Origin of the sequence: Salinicoccus jeotgali, from assembly GCF_039538805.1 — a bacterium.
Lineage (GTDB): Bacteria > Bacillota > Bacilli > Staphylococcales > Salinicoccaceae > Salinicoccus > Salinicoccus jeotgali.
This window is the reverse complement of sequence record NZ_BAABCK010000070.1, coordinates 45,294-62,430: the sequence shown is the minus strand read 5'-3', so window position 1 is coordinate 62,430 and position 17,137 is coordinate 45,294. Positions and strand designations below refer to the sequence as shown.

Genomic DNA, 17,137 nt, shown 5'->3' with positions numbered 1-17,137 from the left:
GACACATAGGAAAGAGGAATGGAAATGAAGAAATTTTATTTATTGCTAGCGATCATGATGATCATGATCCTTGCCGCTTGCGGCAATACTGAAGGAACATCGGAAGAAGAAGCAGCCGAAGGTTCAAGTTCAGATAAGGAAACAGTTGAGGTCAAGAATAATTATATGATTTCTGACGAGTCTTCCGATGACGAAGAAGCGAGTGAGGAAGTTTCCGAAACGGTTGAAGTGACGAAAAACCCAGAAAGTGTAGCTGTATTCGATTATGGTGCACTCTCTACAATCGATGAGCTCGGAGAAGCGGACAGTGTAGCAGGTTTGCCTAAAGGTGAGGGGACAAGTACCATACCCGATCAACTCGATAAGTTTTCTGATGATAAATACGAAAATCTGGGGACTTTGAAAGATCCTAACTTTGAAAAGATTGCAGAGCTTCAACCTGAAGTGATCCTCATTTCAGTTCGTCAGGCAACCTCGCAGATGGTCAGTGAATTTGAAAAAGCGGCACCAGATGCTAAAATCCTGTATGTTTCTCCATCCAGTGAGAACTACTTCGATGATATCCGTCACTATACAGAAATGCTCGGCAAGATCTATGATAAATCTTCTGAGGCAGAAGCACTTATAGAAGACTTTGATGCAAAAATTGAAGAAGTCAAAGAAAAAGCCGAAAATGCTGATAAATCGATGATGTTCGTCATGGCTAATGAAGGAGAACTTTCAGTATTCGGTCCCGGAGGACGCTATGGTTTCCTATATGACAATCTCGGCATTAAACCATCCGATGATGAGATTGCCGATAAGGGACACGGCCAAGCAATAAGCTATGAATATATCAATGATAAGAACCCAGGCATTATTTTGGCACTGGATAGAGGAAGTGCCATAGGTGGAGAATCTTCATCCGGCTCCGTGTTGGATAATTCCGTCATGCAGAATGTTGATGCGATTGAAAACGATAAGGTCGTCGAGCTTGATGCGAAACTTTGGTATCTTGCTTCAGGTGGCGTAATGACGACCATTGGTCAGCTGGAAGAAGTAGAACAAGCTTTGGAACAATAAAAAAAGACCCTAAGGGTCTTTTTTTATTGTTCATAGCGTTTGGATCGTCTGTAGACAGGTTCGCCGATAATCCGGACTTCCCGATTCAACCAGACACCGAATTCATTGAACACTTTGTCTTGTACATGTTTTATCAGTTCTTCATAGTCACTGGCAGAGCCGTTGTCGACGTTGACCATGAAACCAGCATGTTTTTTTGAAACTTCCACGCCCCCGATGCGATGGCCCTGTAGACCAGCATCTTGGATAAGTTTACCAGCAAAATTCCCTGGGGGTCTCTGGAAGACACTGCCGCAGGAAGGATATTCCAAAGGTTGCCTCCGTTCCCTTCGTTCCGTAAGATCATCCATGACAGCTTGTATATCACCCTTGTTTCCCGTGCTCAATGCAAACTTTGCTTCCACTACTACATAGTCATTTTGCTGCACGACGCTTTTCCTGTAACCGAGCTCAAGCTCACCATTTTGAAGGACGATCTTTTTACCAGACTCATCAAGGACGGTAACTTCCAACAGGCAATCTTTCACTTCTCCGCCATACGCTCCGGCATTCATATAGACAGCACCACCAACACTACCTGGAATACCGCATGCAAACTCGAGGCCTGACAGCGAATGGTCCCTGGCAAAGTTTGAGGCATCGATGATGGCGCAACCACTGCCGACCGTCAAAACATCCGCATCGACTTCTATATAGTCCAGCTTAAGCATATTAAGAACAATGCCTCTGATTCCTCCATCACGGATAATGATGTTTGAACCATTGCCTAAATAGGTGACCGGGATACGATTATTGTAGCTGTATTCAAGGACGCGGGAAGCCTCCTCAAAATCATATACAGTGACATAGAAATCTGCTACTCCGCCAGTCTCGGTATATGTATGTTTTTTTAGGGGTACATCGGTTTTAAACGTACCTTTGACAAGTAAAGCACTTAAATTTTCTGCAATTTTTTTGTAATCCACCTTAATATGTCCTTTCAAGAGAAAATACCTACATAATATTATAATGTAATGGCCCGCACATTGCCAATGGAATTGGCGGGGACTTCCATTATGTGCTATATTTTATTTGTTGTGCGAGCGTAAGAATCCATAATTATAGGAAAGTGTGGCCTCCATGCATATGAAAAAAGGTATCATAGGCATAACCTTCATGGTTTTACTCCTGCTGGCAAGCGGTTGCGACAGAGGACTTCAAGCAAATTATGAAGAATACATGAGTGACATGGAAACCATCCATGAATTAGACGAAGAATTTAACGATAAAATAAATCAGATCGACCTTGAAGCTCTGGTTGAAGAAACGTCAGCAAGGGATCCGGAGATTGATTTGGAAAAACTCTCCTCCCTCAATGACATGCTCAGCGAAGAAGTGGAACCGCTCATTGAACAGATGAACATGAAAATGGAGCAAGTGGAAGTGGCGGAAGAGGATTTACGGGAGAGTCATGAAACCTACAAAGAGAGCCTGGAATTGAAGGGAAAATTTGTTGATGAGTTGAATGGCTATGTCGAAACATACTATAAATCTGCACGTTCAAATGAGACATTGATAGAGTTAAGCCAGGCGTTCATGGAGAATCAGGAAGAGCGCGATCAGGTGATTGAAGACATCCAGAAGGGAGAGGGGGAGACCGAAACTGATGAATTAATCGAACAGATAAATTCAAACAGTGAAGAACTGGATGGAAAAGCAGAGCAGCTTAAACAAAATGAACCGCGTGATGATAGGACCACCTACATCAACGAAGTGATATTGCCGCTTGTGGATAGGCACATCCGATCCCTCAACCAAGTGAATCTCGAAACTGAAATTGCTATGCAGGTGAGGAGTTTGACTCTGGAGATGTATTACGGTTTCGAAAAATATTATCAGGAACGCACGAGGACTATGGAGTATAACGAGCAACTCCAACAACTTCAGCTCCAGAATATCCTGCCTTATAAGAGCACTTACAATCAGTTGGACGACCAGTACTGGAAAGGCTTGAAAGAAATAGAAGACGGGCTCTAAAAGCCCGTCTTCTATTTCTTATTCTCTTCAGACTGGTTGGTATGCATGGGATGGTTCGGATCCTTTTCGATCTTTGAAATGAAAATGTTCCGCAGGATTACCGTAACGATCCAAAAAGCGAATACAGCAAGAAGAATGATTGTAACAGTCGCATTGTTTTCAAAATCGAGCATGAACAAAAGGACGATGATCAAGAGTGATGCATTTATAGTATCCAAAAATGTCCATCTTTTCAGTGGTTTGTTATTCATATGAATCCTCCAATCGAAGTCATTATAACACAATACATAATCGGATTTGCCAAATAGTAGCATAAATGATAAGTTATTAAGAGCTTAATGAGAAGTTAATGAGAAGGTGATGAAATGATAACTAAGACAACATCGATTGAGTCATTTCAAAAGTTGTTGCAAGAAAAGAAGAGTTTTTTCTTCATGAAGCATAGCAGTACGTGTCCAATTTCAGCAGCAGCCTTCGAAGAGTTCCAAAAATTCCATTATGAAAGGGATATGGACGGCTATTATCTTATCGTACAAAATAACCGCGATCTCTCCGATTATATTGCAGAAAACTTCAACGTAAAACATGAATCGCCTCAGGCATTCTATTTTGAGAATGAAGAAGTGAGATGGCAAGACTCGCATAGTAACATTACACTCAAAAGTCTTTCTGCCGTTGAAGATTAAAACCAGGACAATGTCCTGGTTTTTTTATAATGGATTGAACATTACTCTATTCTCTCCCTGTTTCTTCGCAGCGTGAAGCATATCATCTGCTTCCTTGAACAACCTGCCTTTTGTTTCCGGGGCCAGGGGTTGATAGGCGATGCCTATGGACACCGTCAACCGGACATTCTCAGTTTCGCTGACATGGAAACGCGCCCGCTCGACGCTATTGCGAATCGCTTCAGCCAGGCGTACCGTACGGTCGAACGAGAGATCTTTCATCACCATCGAAAACTCTTCTCCGCTACTCCTGTACAAAGTACCGCCACTTGGTACATGGTTATCCAGTAGATGGGCCATCTGTTTAATCAAGGCATCGCCAGAAGTATGGGTATACTTATCGTTGATCAGACTGAAATTGTCTATATCAATAAGCAGAAGGCTGAGTGTATCGGACTCGTCCATGAGTTCGGTGACCGCATTATCCAGGGATTTAACATTGCCGAGTTGGGTCAGGTAATCTTTGTACTCTTCTTCTTCATACCGTTTCAAAAGGGCAAGGATTGCATTTACATCTTCATACATCATCACGGCAGTAAACATCACCACCGTACTTGCCCCGATGAACAGAAGCATCTGCCATAAGGTAAGGGGCTGAACGAACATATGAATGCTGATTACATAAAACAGCGTAAAGATGACGGTGGTTGCTGTCAGTGACTGCAGTTTCTGGATACGGACGAAGGGCAGTATCATCATGATGAAAAAATAGAGGATGAAGAATATCAGATAGATCTGCCATTGAAAATCAAAAATCATATGATGAAAGAGATAGACGACCCCGACAGCGCCGATGATGAGGTGGGTGGCGCTGTACTTGACCAGAATCAACAAAGGTATGAAATATAGACTGAACGTCATCCCCGCCAAGTGCAGCGGCACCATCAACAGCAGAACAGCTATGGTAGTCATCAGCAACGCCTGGAAAATATCGGAATCCATGAATTTGCGGTCCTCGATATACTGCAGGCGATGGAACAGGTAGATACCACTGATCGTGATGGATATATTGAGTACGAAATCGATGAGCATGCCTGTCCCTCCTAAATCTTAACTATTCCAGATCTAGATTTTCACGTAATTCGTTTCTTGTCGAATTAAATGAAGAATCATCAGGAATAAAATACCATAGACCATCGTCCAGCCTCTGATCCGTCCCTTCAAGAGTCAGACGTTCTATATTTTGCGCAGCCTTCTGATAGTTGGAACGAAAGGCATTCATCTCCTTGAATGGGATATTGGTACGGACATTCCCACCCATGACATCCAGGATTGAACCGAGGTTCGCTACTGTTTTAAGGCTAAGCATTTCCTGACCGATGCTTTCAACTACTTGCTGTTGTCTCTTCTGTCTTCCCGAGTCGCCGCCCGCACCTTCGGATTTACGGCTTCTGGAAAAGGCGAGGGCCATATCCCCGTCCATCTCATAGGTTTCGCCAGCTGTAAACTGGTAGCCGGATTGTTCGAAGGTGTCTTCGCTTGTAACCGTGATGCCACCAAGTTCATCGACTATGGTGGTGAACCCATCCATATTTATCGAAAGGAAGTGGTCTATCGGCATATCTAGGAAGTTTTCCACTGTACGGGATGCCATCTCAGGACCCCCATAGGCATAGGCGTGGTTGATCTTTTCTACTGTGTCACGGCCTACGATCTCTGTACGTGTGTCCCTCGGTATACTGAGCATGCGACCTTCATCGGTGTTCGGGTTGAGCGTCACCACCATGATGGTGTCGGAACGCTGCCCCATACCGCTTGCATTCCGGGACTCATCATCATCGGTCCCGAAGAGGACGACGGAGATGGGGTCGCCGTCTTTGAAGCTCACATCCGTCTCCCTGAGGTCTGAGGTTTCTGATGTGAAATCATCATCGTACATGTCATTTGCAGCACCTTTCAACTGCAGATATACATAAGCAAAAATACCGATCAATAAGATGACTGAGATGATGAGCAGAGTGAGTAATATTTTGAGGACGGGATGCATCCCGCCTGTTGTTCTATTCATATTAGATCTCCTTTTTCTTGATTAAGATAATTATACAACGAATTTGAGTTTAATTAAAATTATATATGTAGTAAGATGGATGACCGATACATAATTGAAGGCTAATATGATATAGTGGGTTGGAAATAACTAGTGATGGTGATGGAATGTATACTCTATTTTTATTGACGGTTTCGTTTCTTATTTCATTGATTCTGACACCGCTCTTCATATGGGTTAGTCGTAAATTCGGTTTTGTCGACTATCCAAACAACAGAAAAGTCCATCGGACACCCATTCCATACCTTGGTGGTGTGGTGATTTTGATATCGTTCATTATCGGTGTCATCATCTCACGTCCGATAGAAGCTGAGTACAAGGCAATCATATTCGGCGGAGTCGTCATCGTAATCGTGGGCATCATCGATGATAAATACGACCTCAAACCTGGCCTTAAGCTAGTAGGACAGATTGCAGCAAGTCTAGTCCCGGTATTTTATGATGTGGTGATCGACAGTGTGACTCCATTCGGCATCGAAATCGAATTCGGTGTATTTTCCATACCGATAACCATCATCTGGATAGTCGGTATCCTGAATGCGATCAATCTGATAGATGGATTGGATGGGCTCGCTACAGGAGTCTCCGTAATCGCTCTTTCAAGTATCGCATTCATCACGATTCTCCAGGGCAATATCTTTGTCATGATGATCTGTGCAATCCTTATCGGGGCGTGTATTGGGTTTCTGGTTTACAATTTCCATCCGGCGAAGATATTTCTTGGTGATAACGGGGCGATGCTGCTTGGTTTCATAATCAGCGTGGTATCGTTGATGGGCTTTAAAAACATCACCCTCATCTCACTTTTCTTCCCGATCATCATTCTCGCAGTTCCTTTCATCGACATGTTCTTCGCTGCATTAAGAAGGTATCGCAGCAATGTATCTCTGGTCAAAGCGGACCGTAGCCACATCCACCATCGGCTGCAGAATCTTGGGTATTCGCATGCTGAAAGTGTAGTGTTGATCTATTTCATCGCGCTTCTCTATTCCGGGGCGAGCATCATCCTCTATTTTTCGACGATACCCGGTGCCATCATCATGTCGTTGCTCTTGATCCTCACAACCGAGATAATCGTTGAGGCGATCAATCTGGTGGATAGTGACTGGAAGCCGGTCCTTAACTTTGCCAGAAAGATTTTCCATCGCATACTGCCATAATCAGCTGACGGCACTTTCAGCCTGGATGATATCCATCTCTTCCAGGCTGGAAGTGTCTTTTGTGATTTCCTTGAGACGGGTGCGGAAAAACTCCATATCATCAATCTTCACATGAAGTAGGTATGCAACCTTATCGGTATATGCAATGTCTTTTATCTCAATATCCGTATCAGCGATTGTATGTTCGAATCTACTGGTATAGGTATAATCCATAGTCACTCTGCATGGCACTACATCGATTTCGACGACTTTACCTGCTGCCTCCACTGCTTTGGCTGCAGCTCCGGAGTACGCACGTATCAATCCGCCGGCCCCTAATTTTATACCGCCGAAGTAGCGGGTGACTACAACCGTGACATTATAAAGGGCTTCTCGTTTCAGCACTTCCAGTATGGGGACGCCTGCTGTGCCTGAAGGTTCACCATCATCGTCCGCCTTTTGGATCATCGCACTCTTTGTAATGATGTATGCGCTGCAGTTATGGGTCGCATCCTTATGCTCTGCTTTGATCGAAGCGATGAATGCCTTTGCCGCTTCTTCTGTATCGGTGCGTGAAATGTATGTGATGAAGCGTGATTTATTGATGATGGTTTCAACAGATTCATCGGTTCTGTTCATATATTCTTGTTCCATCCATTTTCACCTCTTAAAAATATATTAACACATGGACGAAAGCGATTGGAATGTAGTAAACTGTTATCAAGTGTGAATCGGGAATTGGAGGGGCGAGTATGAAGATAGCGGTGGTGGTGGACTCTACGTCCTATCTGCCCGAAGGGCTGAAGAAGAAGTATGATATCCGGACCATCCCTCTTAATGTAGTCATTGAAGATACAGCCTATAGGGAAGATGAAGATATAGATGCAGGAGCATTCTTTGAAAAGATGAACAAGATGGCCGACCTGCCCGGTACAAGTCAGCCGTCGATAGGCGATTACATCCTACTCCTTGAAGCTTTGAGGAGTGAGGGGTATACAGACGTAATCAGTGTGCATCTGTCTAGTGAGATAAGCGGGACCTATCAGAACGCCATGGCGGCCGGAGAGAGCGTCGATGGCATCAAGGTCCATGCCGTCGACACAGAGATCGCCTGCTATGTACAGGGTTTCATGGCTCTTTATGCGGCTCAGCATAAGGCCGACATGCCCTTGGACAGTTTGATGGATCGGCTGGAGGATATGAAGCGGAAAAAGCATACGAATGCTTATTTCGTAGTAGACACATTGACTAACCTTCAGAAGGGAGGGCGCCTATCAAACGCCCAAGCAATGATAGGCAGCCTATTGCAGGTCAAGCCGATACTGGAATTCCAGAATGCGAAGATTGTACCCTTCGAAAAGATACGGACTAAAAAGAAGGCGTTAAAGCGCGTAGAAGAAATTTTTGCGAAGGAAATGGAAAAACATAAAGGTAAACCGGTGACTGCTGTGGTCATCCACAGCAACGCTGAAGAAGAAGGCAGGCGTTGGATGGAGAAGCTCCATTCGGAGTATCCGGATATTACGTTTAGATTGAGTTATTTTGGCCCTGTCATTGCAACGCATCTTGGTGAGGGTGCGTTGGGCTTGGGTTATACCACTTTCGAGGTGGATACAGAATATTAGGGAAAAGGCGCAGTTTGTTTACTGCGTCTTTTTTAATGGGGAAAGGGAGCGAATAAATGATATTGGAGCGGACAGGTACAATACCCTATAAAAAAGAAGGTGTCGACATCACCATTCCAAAGTGTCATCGCTGTGGCAATGAACGACGTCAGTATTTTTATACATATCGATCGCCTTTGCACGAAAAACTGGTATCCTACTGCTTGAAATGCGCGAATCTAGGACGGGCAGACACAATGGCACCACTATACTGCAGCACGCCCCCAGACTGTTTCGATAGCGCCGGGTACATTTTGGATTTCAAACTGACGAAGCAGCAGGCTTATGCTTCAGATAGGATCATCGGGGCTTTGGAGAGGCGTCAGCATCTGCTCCTATACGCAGTGACTGGTGCAGGCAAGACTGAGATGACGTTTGCGGCTATTTCACGGGCAAGGCAGAACGGGATGAATGTTGCCTTCGTCTCTCCGAGAATCGATGTGGTAAAAGAAGTGTACATCAGGTTGGAGGCGGCCTTTTCGGACAGTGCCATAAGCCTCATGTATGATGGCGTCAAACAGGTTCGGGACCATCACTTCGTCGTCTGTACCATCCATCAGCTCTATAACTATATCGATCATTTTGATTTTGTCATCGTCGACGAGACTGATGCTTTCCCCTTGCCGGAAGACCCACTGCTCATGCAATCAATCAGCCGGGCTTGCAGGGAGAGGGCATCAATCATTTATATGTCGGCGACCCCATCGCGGCAACTGATCAGGCAGGTCGGTAAAGAAAACGTGGTAATTCTACCGGAACGCTTTCATGGCTACAAGCTCGCCATACCATACATGCGGTATATTGACGTTAGAAAGAGCGTCCATAGGAACAAGGTACCCGCCGTCTGCACAAAAGAACTGGAACGTGTCTTGCATGACGAGAGGAAAGTGATGGTGTTCTTCCCGGATATTGCATTGATGAAAAAGATGCATCAGCTGATGCTGCCCGAATTCCCAACAATCGAAACAGTGTATAGTGCTGATCCTGACCGCGACGGTAAAGTGGCCCGTATGCGAGCAGGGGAAACTGATATTCTCTTTACGACCACCATCCTGGAACGCGGCGTGACGTTCGATCGGCTGGATGTGATCATCATCCATGCAGAAAGATTCAGCAAAGAGAGCCTTGTGCAGATGTGCGGGAGGGTCGGGAGGAAGTGGACAGATCCTGTCGGCAATATTTGTTTTATGGCTGCCTATAGGACTTCTTCCATCACGGCTGCGCAGAAGATGCTCAAATCCTTCAATTCAGGAAGGGTCAGGATATGATCTGCCTGTACTGTCATTCAAACATCCAGGAAGAACCTGATATAATCACCCTTTTCAAGACCCCCCGCCCCCTATGTCCCGTTTGCCGGGAACTGCTTACAGAATGGCGTGCCGGCCTGCGCTGTGATTTCTGTCACCGCCTGATGGAAGAAGGGTGGCAGAAATGCATGGATTGTGATTTTCTAAAGCGGCGTTTCACGCCACCCGCTAAGATTACTTGCCTCTTGGAATACAATCAAACAGTTAAAATGCTGTTCCATAGATATAAGTTCATGGGGGATTACGCACTGTCAGAAGTTCTCGCGGAGTTGCTGGATATAGATCTGCGAGGATACGATGCCGTCATCCCCATCCCGTTGTCCGAAAATCGGTTTAGAGAACGTGGATATAATCAGACGACAACGGTGCTTGATCAGAAACGGATAGTCTATAAAGAGGCGCTTGCCACCACCGATAGGGCCAGACAGTCTGAGCTGAGTAAGGTGCTGAGAATCAATGGGGAGAATCCTTTCAGTGTCTTGAACGGGAGTCAATTGCGCGACCAACGCCTTCTGCTGGTTGATGATATATATACGACCGGCATGACGGTGCACCATGCGCTGGAGAAACTCTACACCATTTCCCCATCCTCAATCGATGTGTTAACGTTTTCCAAAGCATGAACATTCTGATATAATGAAAGTAGAAAGAATAACGTACTCAAGGAGGGGTTTCATCATGATAAGATGTGAAATTCGAGGAGAGAACATTGAAGTAACAGACGCCATCAGAAGCCACATAGAAGAAAAAGTGGGCAAACTGGAACGTTACTTCACTAATGCTCCCAATACACACGCTCATGTCAACATCAAGACCTATAATAACAAGAAGGCAAAAGTTGAAATCACAATTCCTATGAAAGACCTGACTCTGCGGGCTGAAGAAAGCCATGATGACCTGTACGCAGCCGTCGATCTGATCATCGACAAGCTGGAGAGACAAATCAGGAAACATAAGACTAAAATCAACCGCAAGTTCAGGGAGAAGAATCCGGAGCAGGATTTCCTTGCAACACTCGATGCTGCAGACGGCAAGGACGAAGAGGCGGAGGAGACATCTGAAATTGTCCGTTCAAAGCAATTCCAGCTTAAACCGATGGATTCGGAAGAAGCAGTGCTGCAGATGAATATGCTCGGCCATGATTTCTTCATCTTCAATGATAGGGAAACTGATGGTACAAGCATTGTCTATAAACGTAGAGACGGTAAATACGGTCTTATCGAAACCAATTAAAGATTGGTTGCATGCTTTTTGAGACTTGTTAAAGAGGATCCCTGGCTATAGTCGGCCAGGGATCCTTTTTGATTCGTTCATTTTATTTTTAGCCTATTTAGTGATATTATTATTGAATGAATATAGAGTGAAATTAGTGAGGAGAGAAATCCATGAGTATTTTGGACAAAGTCTTTGACGGCAATAAACGGGAGTTGCGTTCTCTCCAGAAGATCGCAGATAAAGTCGAGGCGTATAAAGAAGAATTCACTAAAATGTCAGACAGTCAACTGCAGGCGAAGACGGATGAATTCAAAGCAAAACTTTCCGAAGTCGAAGATGATAAAGAAGACAAGATGCTTGATGAAATTCTTCCTGAAGCATTTGCCACAGTCAGAGAAGCTTCAAAACGGACGCTTGGACTTGAGCCGTACCCAGTACAGATTATGGGGGGCATGACACTTCATAAAGGCGATATCGCTGAAATGAAAACTGGTGAAGGTAAAACGCTTACAGCAACGATGCCAGTATATTTGAATGCATTGACCGGCAAAGGAGTTCATGTAATCACTGTCAACGAATATCTTTCCGCCACCCAGATGGAAGAAATGTCCGTTCTCTACAATTTCCTTGGGTTGAGTGTAGGATTAAACATGAATGCCAAAAACAGTGAAGAAAAAAGGGAAGCTTTCAATGCCGATATAACATATACGACAAACAATGAACTTGGATTCGACTATTTAAGGGATAACATGGTGACATATAAGAAAGATCGTGTTCTACGGACACTGAATTATGCGATCATCGATGAAGTCGATTCCATTTTAATCGATGAAGCACGTACACCACTGATCATCTCCGGTAAAGCTGATCAGTCGAATACACAATATATCAGAGCCAACGCTTTCGTGAAGATGTTGAAGGAGGATGAAGATTTCACTTATGATGTGAAAACGAAAAACATCCAATTGAACGATGAAGGTATGGAAAAGGCCGAAAAATGGTTTAAAGTCGACAACCTGTACGATGTCAAACATGTTAACCTTCTGCACCATATCAATCAGGCGTTGAAGGCCCACTTCTCAATGCAAAACGACATCGATTATGTGGTGGAAGATGAAAAGATCGTCATAGTCGATCAGTTTACAGGAAGAAAGATGAAAGGACGCAGATTTTCTGATGGACTGCACCAAGCCATCGAAGCTAAAGAGGGCGTCGATATCCAAAATGAATCAAAAACAATGGCATCGATTACTTTCCAAAACTTTTTCAGGCAGTTCAATAAACTCTCAGGCATGACCGGTACAGCCAAGACCGAAGAAGAGGAATTCCTCAACATATATAACATGAAAGTAACTGTCATTCCGACTAACAAACCACTTGCTAGGATTGACCGCACTGATAAGATATATTCGACCAAGGAATTCAAATTCAAGCATGTGATAGAAGAAGTGGTTGAACGCTACCGATTAGGTCAGCCGGTCCTGATAGGTACGGTGGCTGTAGAGACAAGTGAGTACCTCTCCGAGATGCTCCGCAAAAAAGGAGTCAGACATAATGTCCTTAATGCGAAGAATCATGGACGGGAAGCTGAAATAATCGCCAATGCAGGTAAAAAAGGTGCTGTAACCATCGCCACGAATATGGCCGGACGTGGGACAGACATCAAGCTCGGTGAAGGTGTGACTGAACTGGGTGGACTCGCCGTTATAGGGACAGAACGTCATGAATCCCGCCGCATCGACGATCAGTTGCGTGGTCGGTCAGGCCGTCAGGGGGATGTTGGAGTCAGCACATTCTACTTATCCCTAGAAGACGATCTGATGAGGCGGTTCGGGTCGGAACGCATGCAGAACACCATGCAGCGACTGGGTATGGCGGAAGAGGAATTGACTTCCAAAATGATTTCCAGGGCAGTCGAATCGGCGCAGAAACGTGTAGAAGGCAACAACTTCGATGCACGTAAGAAGCTGCTTGAGTATGACGATGTGCTGCGCCGTCAGAGAGAAATCATCTACGAAGAACGTAATGAAGTGATAGATGAAGAAGATGTGCGCGCCCAGCTGATGGGAATGATTGAATCTTCCGTCGAACGCACCGTAGACTATTATATTCTGGAAGATGAAGAGCTTATAGATTATCAGCAGTTTGTCCAGACTGTCGCCGATATGTATCTATGGGAAGAGGAAATCACTGTTGACGAAATACGTGGACGTGAAAATGAAGAGATCACAGCCCTTATCCTGGAAAAAATGCAGACGGATCTCGCAGCGAAGGAAGAGAAGCTCGGCTCAGAAAAGATGCGACTATTCGAACGTATGATGATGTTGCGTACAATCGACCAGAAGTGGGTTGAGCATATAGATAGTATGGATCAGCTGAGGACGGGCATCCATCTGCGCTCATATGGCCAAATCAACCCTCTTAGGGAATATCAGAATGAAGGCTTGCAGATGTTTGAAGATATGCTTGTCGCGATTGAGGACGATACAGCACGATATGTCATGAAGACGGAAGTCAAGTCCGATGAAGAGATCAAGCGTGAACAAGTCATTGCAAAAAATGAAATGCACGCAGGGGACAGTAAGGAAAAAGCCAAAAAAGGACCGGTAAAGAAAGAGATGAGGGTGGGTCGGAATGACCCTTGTCCTTGCGGGTCAGGAAAAAAATATAAGAATTGTCATGGTAAATAAGAGAAAGAAGGGTAATTATGGAAATACATGAAATCAGGAACTTCATTACGGAGATGCACGGTAAATTAGATGACTTCAGGGGGTCTCTTTGACTTAGAGGAAAAAGAGACACAGATCAAAGAGTATGAAGAGCAGATGACAGACCCAAGTTTTTGGGATAATCAGGAGAAGGCACAGGAAGTCATAGATAAGAACAACAATTTGAAGAAAGTCGTAGATGAGTTCCATGCCATCGAAGAGGCCGTTGAGGATATAGAAGTGTCCCACGAGCTGCTCAAAGAAGAAGATGATGAGGAAATGTATCAGGTGCTCGAAGAAAATGTCGATCAGGTGCGTGCTAAAATCGACAAATTTGAGTTGAATATGCTGCTTAACAATGAACACGACGAACTGGATGCTATTCTCGAACTGCACCCTGGAGCAGGCGGCACCGAGTCCCAAGACTGGGCTGAGATGCTGCTCAGGATGTATCAACGGTATGCCGACCAACAGGGCTTCAAAGTAGAGACACTTGATTACCAGTCAGGGGACGAAGCTGGGGTTAAAAGTGTAACGCTGCTCATCAGAGGATTGAACAGTTATGGACTTTTAAAAGCGGAAAAGGGAGTCCACCGACTGGTGCGGATATCTCCGTTTGATTCATCGGGACGTAGACACACCTCTTTCGTCTCCTGCGAAGTCACGCCACAATTCGACAATAAGGATATCGAAATTGAAATTAAGCCAGATGACATCAATGTGGATACGTACCGCTCCAGCGGAGCCGGGGGACAGCATGTCAATACATCAGATTCAGCTGTCAGAATCACGCACCATCCAACCGGAATTGTCGTGACTTGTCAAAATGAACGGTCCCAGATCAAAAACCGGGAACAAGCGATGAATATGCTCAAGTCCAAACTTTACCAAAAAGAACTTGAGGAGCGCCGCGCGGAAATGGATGCCATCAAGGGAGAACAGAAAGAAATAGGATGGGGCAGTCAGATCCGCTCCTATGTATTCCACCCATACTCCATGGTAAAGGATCATCGCACAAACATGGATGTGGGCAATACCGATAAAGTAATGGATGGAGATATTGGTCCCTTCATTAATGCCTACCTGCGCATGACGATGGATGAAAATTAAGTTGCGACGTCCATACCCTATAGTATGGGCGTTTTTAAATATTCAATTAATGTTTATATCACTCTCATAGATGGGTAAGTGAATTATATAGTCTATATCATATCTGCAAAGGAGACAGTGTAATGAAAAAATTCTGGTTACTTATGAGTTTTGCATTGGTTCTTGTCCTCGGTGCCTGTGGAGGCTCTGGAGATGAAGAATCCACAGAGGAATCGACTGGTGAAGCAAGTACTGAGGAAGAAAGCAGCACGGAGGAAGGCAGTGCAGATTCTGGAGACACGGAGCTTGCCAAGCAATCATACGAACAAAACAACTGCATGAGCTGTCACGGTGAAAACCTTGAAGGCGCATCCGGCCCAGCACTTACGGATATAGGCAGTAAGATGTCTGAAGATGAAATACGTACACAAATTGACGAAGGCGGGGACGGTATGCCTGCTGGCCTTGTTTCAGATGAAAAAGAGATGGACGCCCTTGTAAAATGGTTATCCAGCCAGACAGGTGAATAGGCTGTCGATTACGGCATAGAAGACAACGTGCATTGATTTTGTTATATACATTTGGAAAATAAAATCATGAGTAAAAGACCCCTGACTGGAATATTCCAGTCAGGGGTCTTTTGATGCTTAACATTATATTACGCTGTATTTCAGTGATTTCTTTTACATTACAAGTGTATTACAAAGGCACAAATGGCTGATATTCTGTGCTATAGTGTGCAACGTAGTCATCAAGAAACATTTCAAGATTAAACCACAACACAGAATTACCCTGAGTGGGATAAATATAAACATAAATATATACAATAGATTTAAAAAATAGGAGGATTTATTTACTTATGAAAAAGACGCTACTATCAGTCGCAACAGTCACTGCACTCACAGGTGTCGCATCCAGCAATATATCTGCAGCAGATTATACCGTAGAGAGTGGAGATACGCTTTGGGGCCTTGCAACTGAACATGGAACAACAGTTTCTGCGCTTAAAGAAGTAAATGGACTCTCTAGCGACCTTATTATTGAAGGCGAGCAACTGAGCCTTGATGAAGAAGAAGAAGTTAAAAAAACCGAGACGGCTGATGATGGCACATACGTCATCCAACCAGGCGATACTCTCTTTAAAATAGGACAGAAATTCAATGTCGAGTACCAACAGATCATGGAGTGGAATAATCTATCATCCGATCTTATTTTTGCAGGTAAAACATTGATCGTCTCTGGTAATGCTGCGCCTGTTGTAGAGGAACAGACTGAAGTCGTTGAAGCTGCACCTGTTGTAGAGGAGCAAACTGAAGTTGTTGAAGATACACCTGTTGTAGAAGAACAGACTGAGGTTGTTGAGGCAGCACCAGCAGTAGAAGAAACTGTTGAAAATCAAACATCTTCTGCAGTTGCGCAAGCTGAGGCGGATCGTGCAGCCGAGCAAGCTGAGGCAGAACAAGCCGCAGCGGAACAACGTGCAGCAGAGCAAGCTGAAGCGGCAGAAGCTGAGACAGTAGAGCAACCTTCTGCACCGGCAGCGCAACAAAACAATGATCGTGCGGCAGAACAAGCTGAAGCAGATCGTGTAGCAGAACAGGCGGCAGCGGAACAACGCGCAGCTGAGCAAGCTGAAGCAGAACGTCAGCAAAGAATTGAACAAAGGGAAGCAGAACAAGCAAAAGCACAAAAGCAAGAAGCTGAAAAGGCTCAAAGTCAGCAAGTATCAAATGTGGGTGGCAACGCAGCATCTGTTGCACACTCAGTAGCAGCAGGCAAGAGCTATGTATATGGTGCAAACACTTCTACAGCAGTAGACTGTTCAGCCCTTTCCCAACAGTTCATGAAAGCATTTAAAGGTGTCAACCTCCCAAGAACTGCTGCAGGCCAAATGGCAGCAGGCACACAAGTATCCAACCCTCAACCGGGAGATCTTGTATTCTTCAATGGCGGTTCACACGTCGGCATCTACATTGGTAATGGCCAAATGGTCGACGCATTGAATCCATCTGAAGGTGTTGGACAGCGTTCTGTAAGTTATGTGCACGGTTCAATCGACGGATACTTCAGATATTAATTCATATAACAAAAGGTCAGGACTCGGTCCTGGCCTTTTTTCATGCACTTCAGCACGCTCTATTAAATGTAAGTCTCTATAAGTTATG

At 44.6% G+C, this 17,137-nt stretch carries 17 protein-coding genes; 12 read left to right on the top strand and 5 right to left on the bottom strand.

Features of this window, described 5'->3' with window-relative positions; all coding sequences use genetic code 11:
• Window positions 1–24: 24 nt before the first annotated feature.
• Complete coding sequence (locus ABD734_RS11715) at window positions 25–1,062, top strand: siderophore ABC transporter substrate-binding protein (RefSeq protein ID WP_344704536.1); 1,038 nt, start codon at window positions 25–27, stop codon at window positions 1,060–1,062.
• 23 nt (window positions 1,063–1,085) lie between these two features.
• On the opposite strand, the gene murB is transcribed toward ABD734_RS11715, so the two are convergent.
• The gene (murB, locus tag ABD734_RS11710; RefSeq protein WP_344704534.1) at window positions 1,086–2,027 is read right to left on the bottom strand and encodes a UDP-N-acetylmuramate dehydrogenase; all 942 of its coding nucleotides are present in this window, start codon (window positions 2,025–2,027) and stop codon (window positions 1,086–1,088) included.
• A gap of 154 nt (window positions 2,028–2,181) precedes the next feature.
• Between murB and ABD734_RS11705 the strand changes: the two genes are divergently transcribed.
• Window positions 2,182–3,078, top strand: coding sequence for an EMYY motif lipoprotein (locus tag ABD734_RS11705; protein ID WP_344704532.1), 897 nt, complete (start codon window positions 2,182–2,184; stop codon window positions 3,076–3,078).
• An 11-nt stretch (window positions 3,079–3,089) separates the two neighbouring features.
• Here the strand turns inward: ABD734_RS11705 and ABD734_RS11700 are convergent, their stop codons facing one another.
• On the bottom strand, window positions 3,090–3,329 hold the full coding sequence (locus tag ABD734_RS11700) for a hypothetical protein (protein WP_344704530.1): 240 nt from the start codon (window positions 3,327–3,329) through the stop codon (window positions 3,090–3,092).
• Between the two features lie 114 nt (window positions 3,330–3,443).
• Between ABD734_RS11700 and ytxJ the strand changes: the two genes are divergently transcribed.
• Entirely contained in the window at window positions 3,444–3,764 is a 321-nt protein-coding gene (ytxJ, locus tag ABD734_RS11695; RefSeq protein ID WP_344704528.1) for a bacillithiol system redox-active protein YtxJ, read from the top strand.
• A gap of 24 nt (window positions 3,765–3,788) precedes the next feature.
• Here ytxJ and gdpS read toward each other — a convergent pair whose 3' ends face one another.
• Window positions 3,789–4,835: a GGDEF domain-containing protein GdpS gene (gene gdpS, locus ABD734_RS11690; protein WP_344704526.1), complete on the bottom strand. Its 1,047-nt coding sequence runs from the start codon at window positions 4,833–4,835 to the stop codon at window positions 3,789–3,791.
• 22 nt (window positions 4,836–4,857) lie between these two features.
• Window positions 4,858–5,811 carry an LCP family glycopolymer transferase gene (locus ABD734_RS11685; protein WP_344704524.1) on the bottom strand — a complete coding sequence of 318 codons (954 nt, stop codon included), beginning with the start codon at window positions 5,809–5,811 and terminating at the stop codon, window positions 4,858–4,860.
• A 146-nt stretch (window positions 5,812–5,957) separates the two neighbouring features.
• On the opposite strand from ABD734_RS11685, the gene ABD734_RS11680 reads away from it, so the two are divergent.
• Complete coding sequence (locus tag ABD734_RS11680; protein WP_344704522.1) at window positions 5,958–7,010, top strand: glycosyltransferase family 4 protein; 1,053 nt, start codon at window positions 5,958–5,960, stop codon at window positions 7,008–7,010.
• Here the strand turns inward: ABD734_RS11680 and ABD734_RS11675 are convergent, their stop codons facing one another.
• Complete coding sequence (locus ABD734_RS11675) at window positions 7,011–7,643, bottom strand: YigZ family protein (protein ID WP_344704520.1); 633 nt, start codon at window positions 7,641–7,643, stop codon at window positions 7,011–7,013. It lies immediately after the preceding gene.
• A gap of 98 nt (window positions 7,644–7,741) precedes the next feature.
• Between ABD734_RS11675 and ABD734_RS11670 the strand changes: the two genes are divergently transcribed.
• The 8 genes from ABD734_RS11670 to ABD734_RS11635 all read left to right on the top strand — a co-directional run bounded on the left by ABD734_RS11670 (window position 7,742) and on the right by ABD734_RS11635 (window position 17,049).
• Window positions 7,742–8,614, top strand: a complete 873-nt coding sequence (locus ABD734_RS11670; protein ID WP_344704518.1) for a DegV family protein — start codon at window positions 7,742–7,744, stop codon at window positions 8,612–8,614.
• A gap of 56 nt (window positions 8,615–8,670) precedes the next feature.
• Window positions 8,671–9,921 (top strand): DEAD/DEAH box helicase family protein, encoded by a 1,251-nt coding sequence (locus tag ABD734_RS11665; protein ID WP_344704516.1) that lies wholly within the window; start codon window positions 8,671–8,673, stop codon window positions 9,919–9,921.
• Window positions 9,918–10,583 (top strand): ComF family protein, encoded by a 666-nt coding sequence (locus ABD734_RS11660; protein WP_344704514.1) that lies wholly within the window; start codon window positions 9,918–9,920, stop codon window positions 10,581–10,583. Before ABD734_RS11665 ends, ABD734_RS11660 begins: the two co-directional genes overlap by 4 nt.
• 55 nt (window positions 10,584–10,638) lie before the next feature.
• Window positions 10,639–11,193, top strand: a complete 555-nt coding sequence (gene hpf, locus ABD734_RS11655; protein ID WP_344704512.1) for a ribosome hibernation-promoting factor, HPF/YfiA family — start codon at window positions 10,639–10,641, stop codon at window positions 11,191–11,193.
• 152 nt (window positions 11,194–11,345) lie between these two features.
• Window positions 11,346–13,865 (top strand): preprotein translocase subunit SecA, encoded by a 2,520-nt coding sequence (gene secA, locus ABD734_RS11650; protein WP_344704510.1) that lies wholly within the window; start codon window positions 11,346–11,348, stop codon window positions 13,863–13,865.
• 17 nt (window positions 13,866–13,882) lie between these two features.
• A protein-coding gene (prfB, locus tag ABD734_RS11645; RefSeq protein ID WP_344704508.1) for a peptide chain release factor 2 occupies window positions 13,883–14,993 on the top strand; the annotation gives its coding sequence in 2 pieces (ribosomal slippage) (window positions 13,883–13,954 and window positions 13,956–14,993; 1,110 coding nt in all).
• A gap of 122 nt (window positions 14,994–15,115) precedes the next feature.
• Window positions 15,116–15,502, top strand: a complete 387-nt coding sequence (locus ABD734_RS11640) for a c-type cytochrome (RefSeq protein ID WP_344704506.1) — start codon at window positions 15,116–15,118, stop codon at window positions 15,500–15,502.
• 329 nt (window positions 15,503–15,831) lie between these two features.
• Window positions 15,832–17,049, top strand: a complete 1,218-nt coding sequence (locus ABD734_RS11635) for a C40 family peptidase (RefSeq protein ID WP_344704504.1) — start codon at window positions 15,832–15,834, stop codon at window positions 17,047–17,049.
• Window positions 17,050–17,137: the final 88 nt, after the last annotated feature.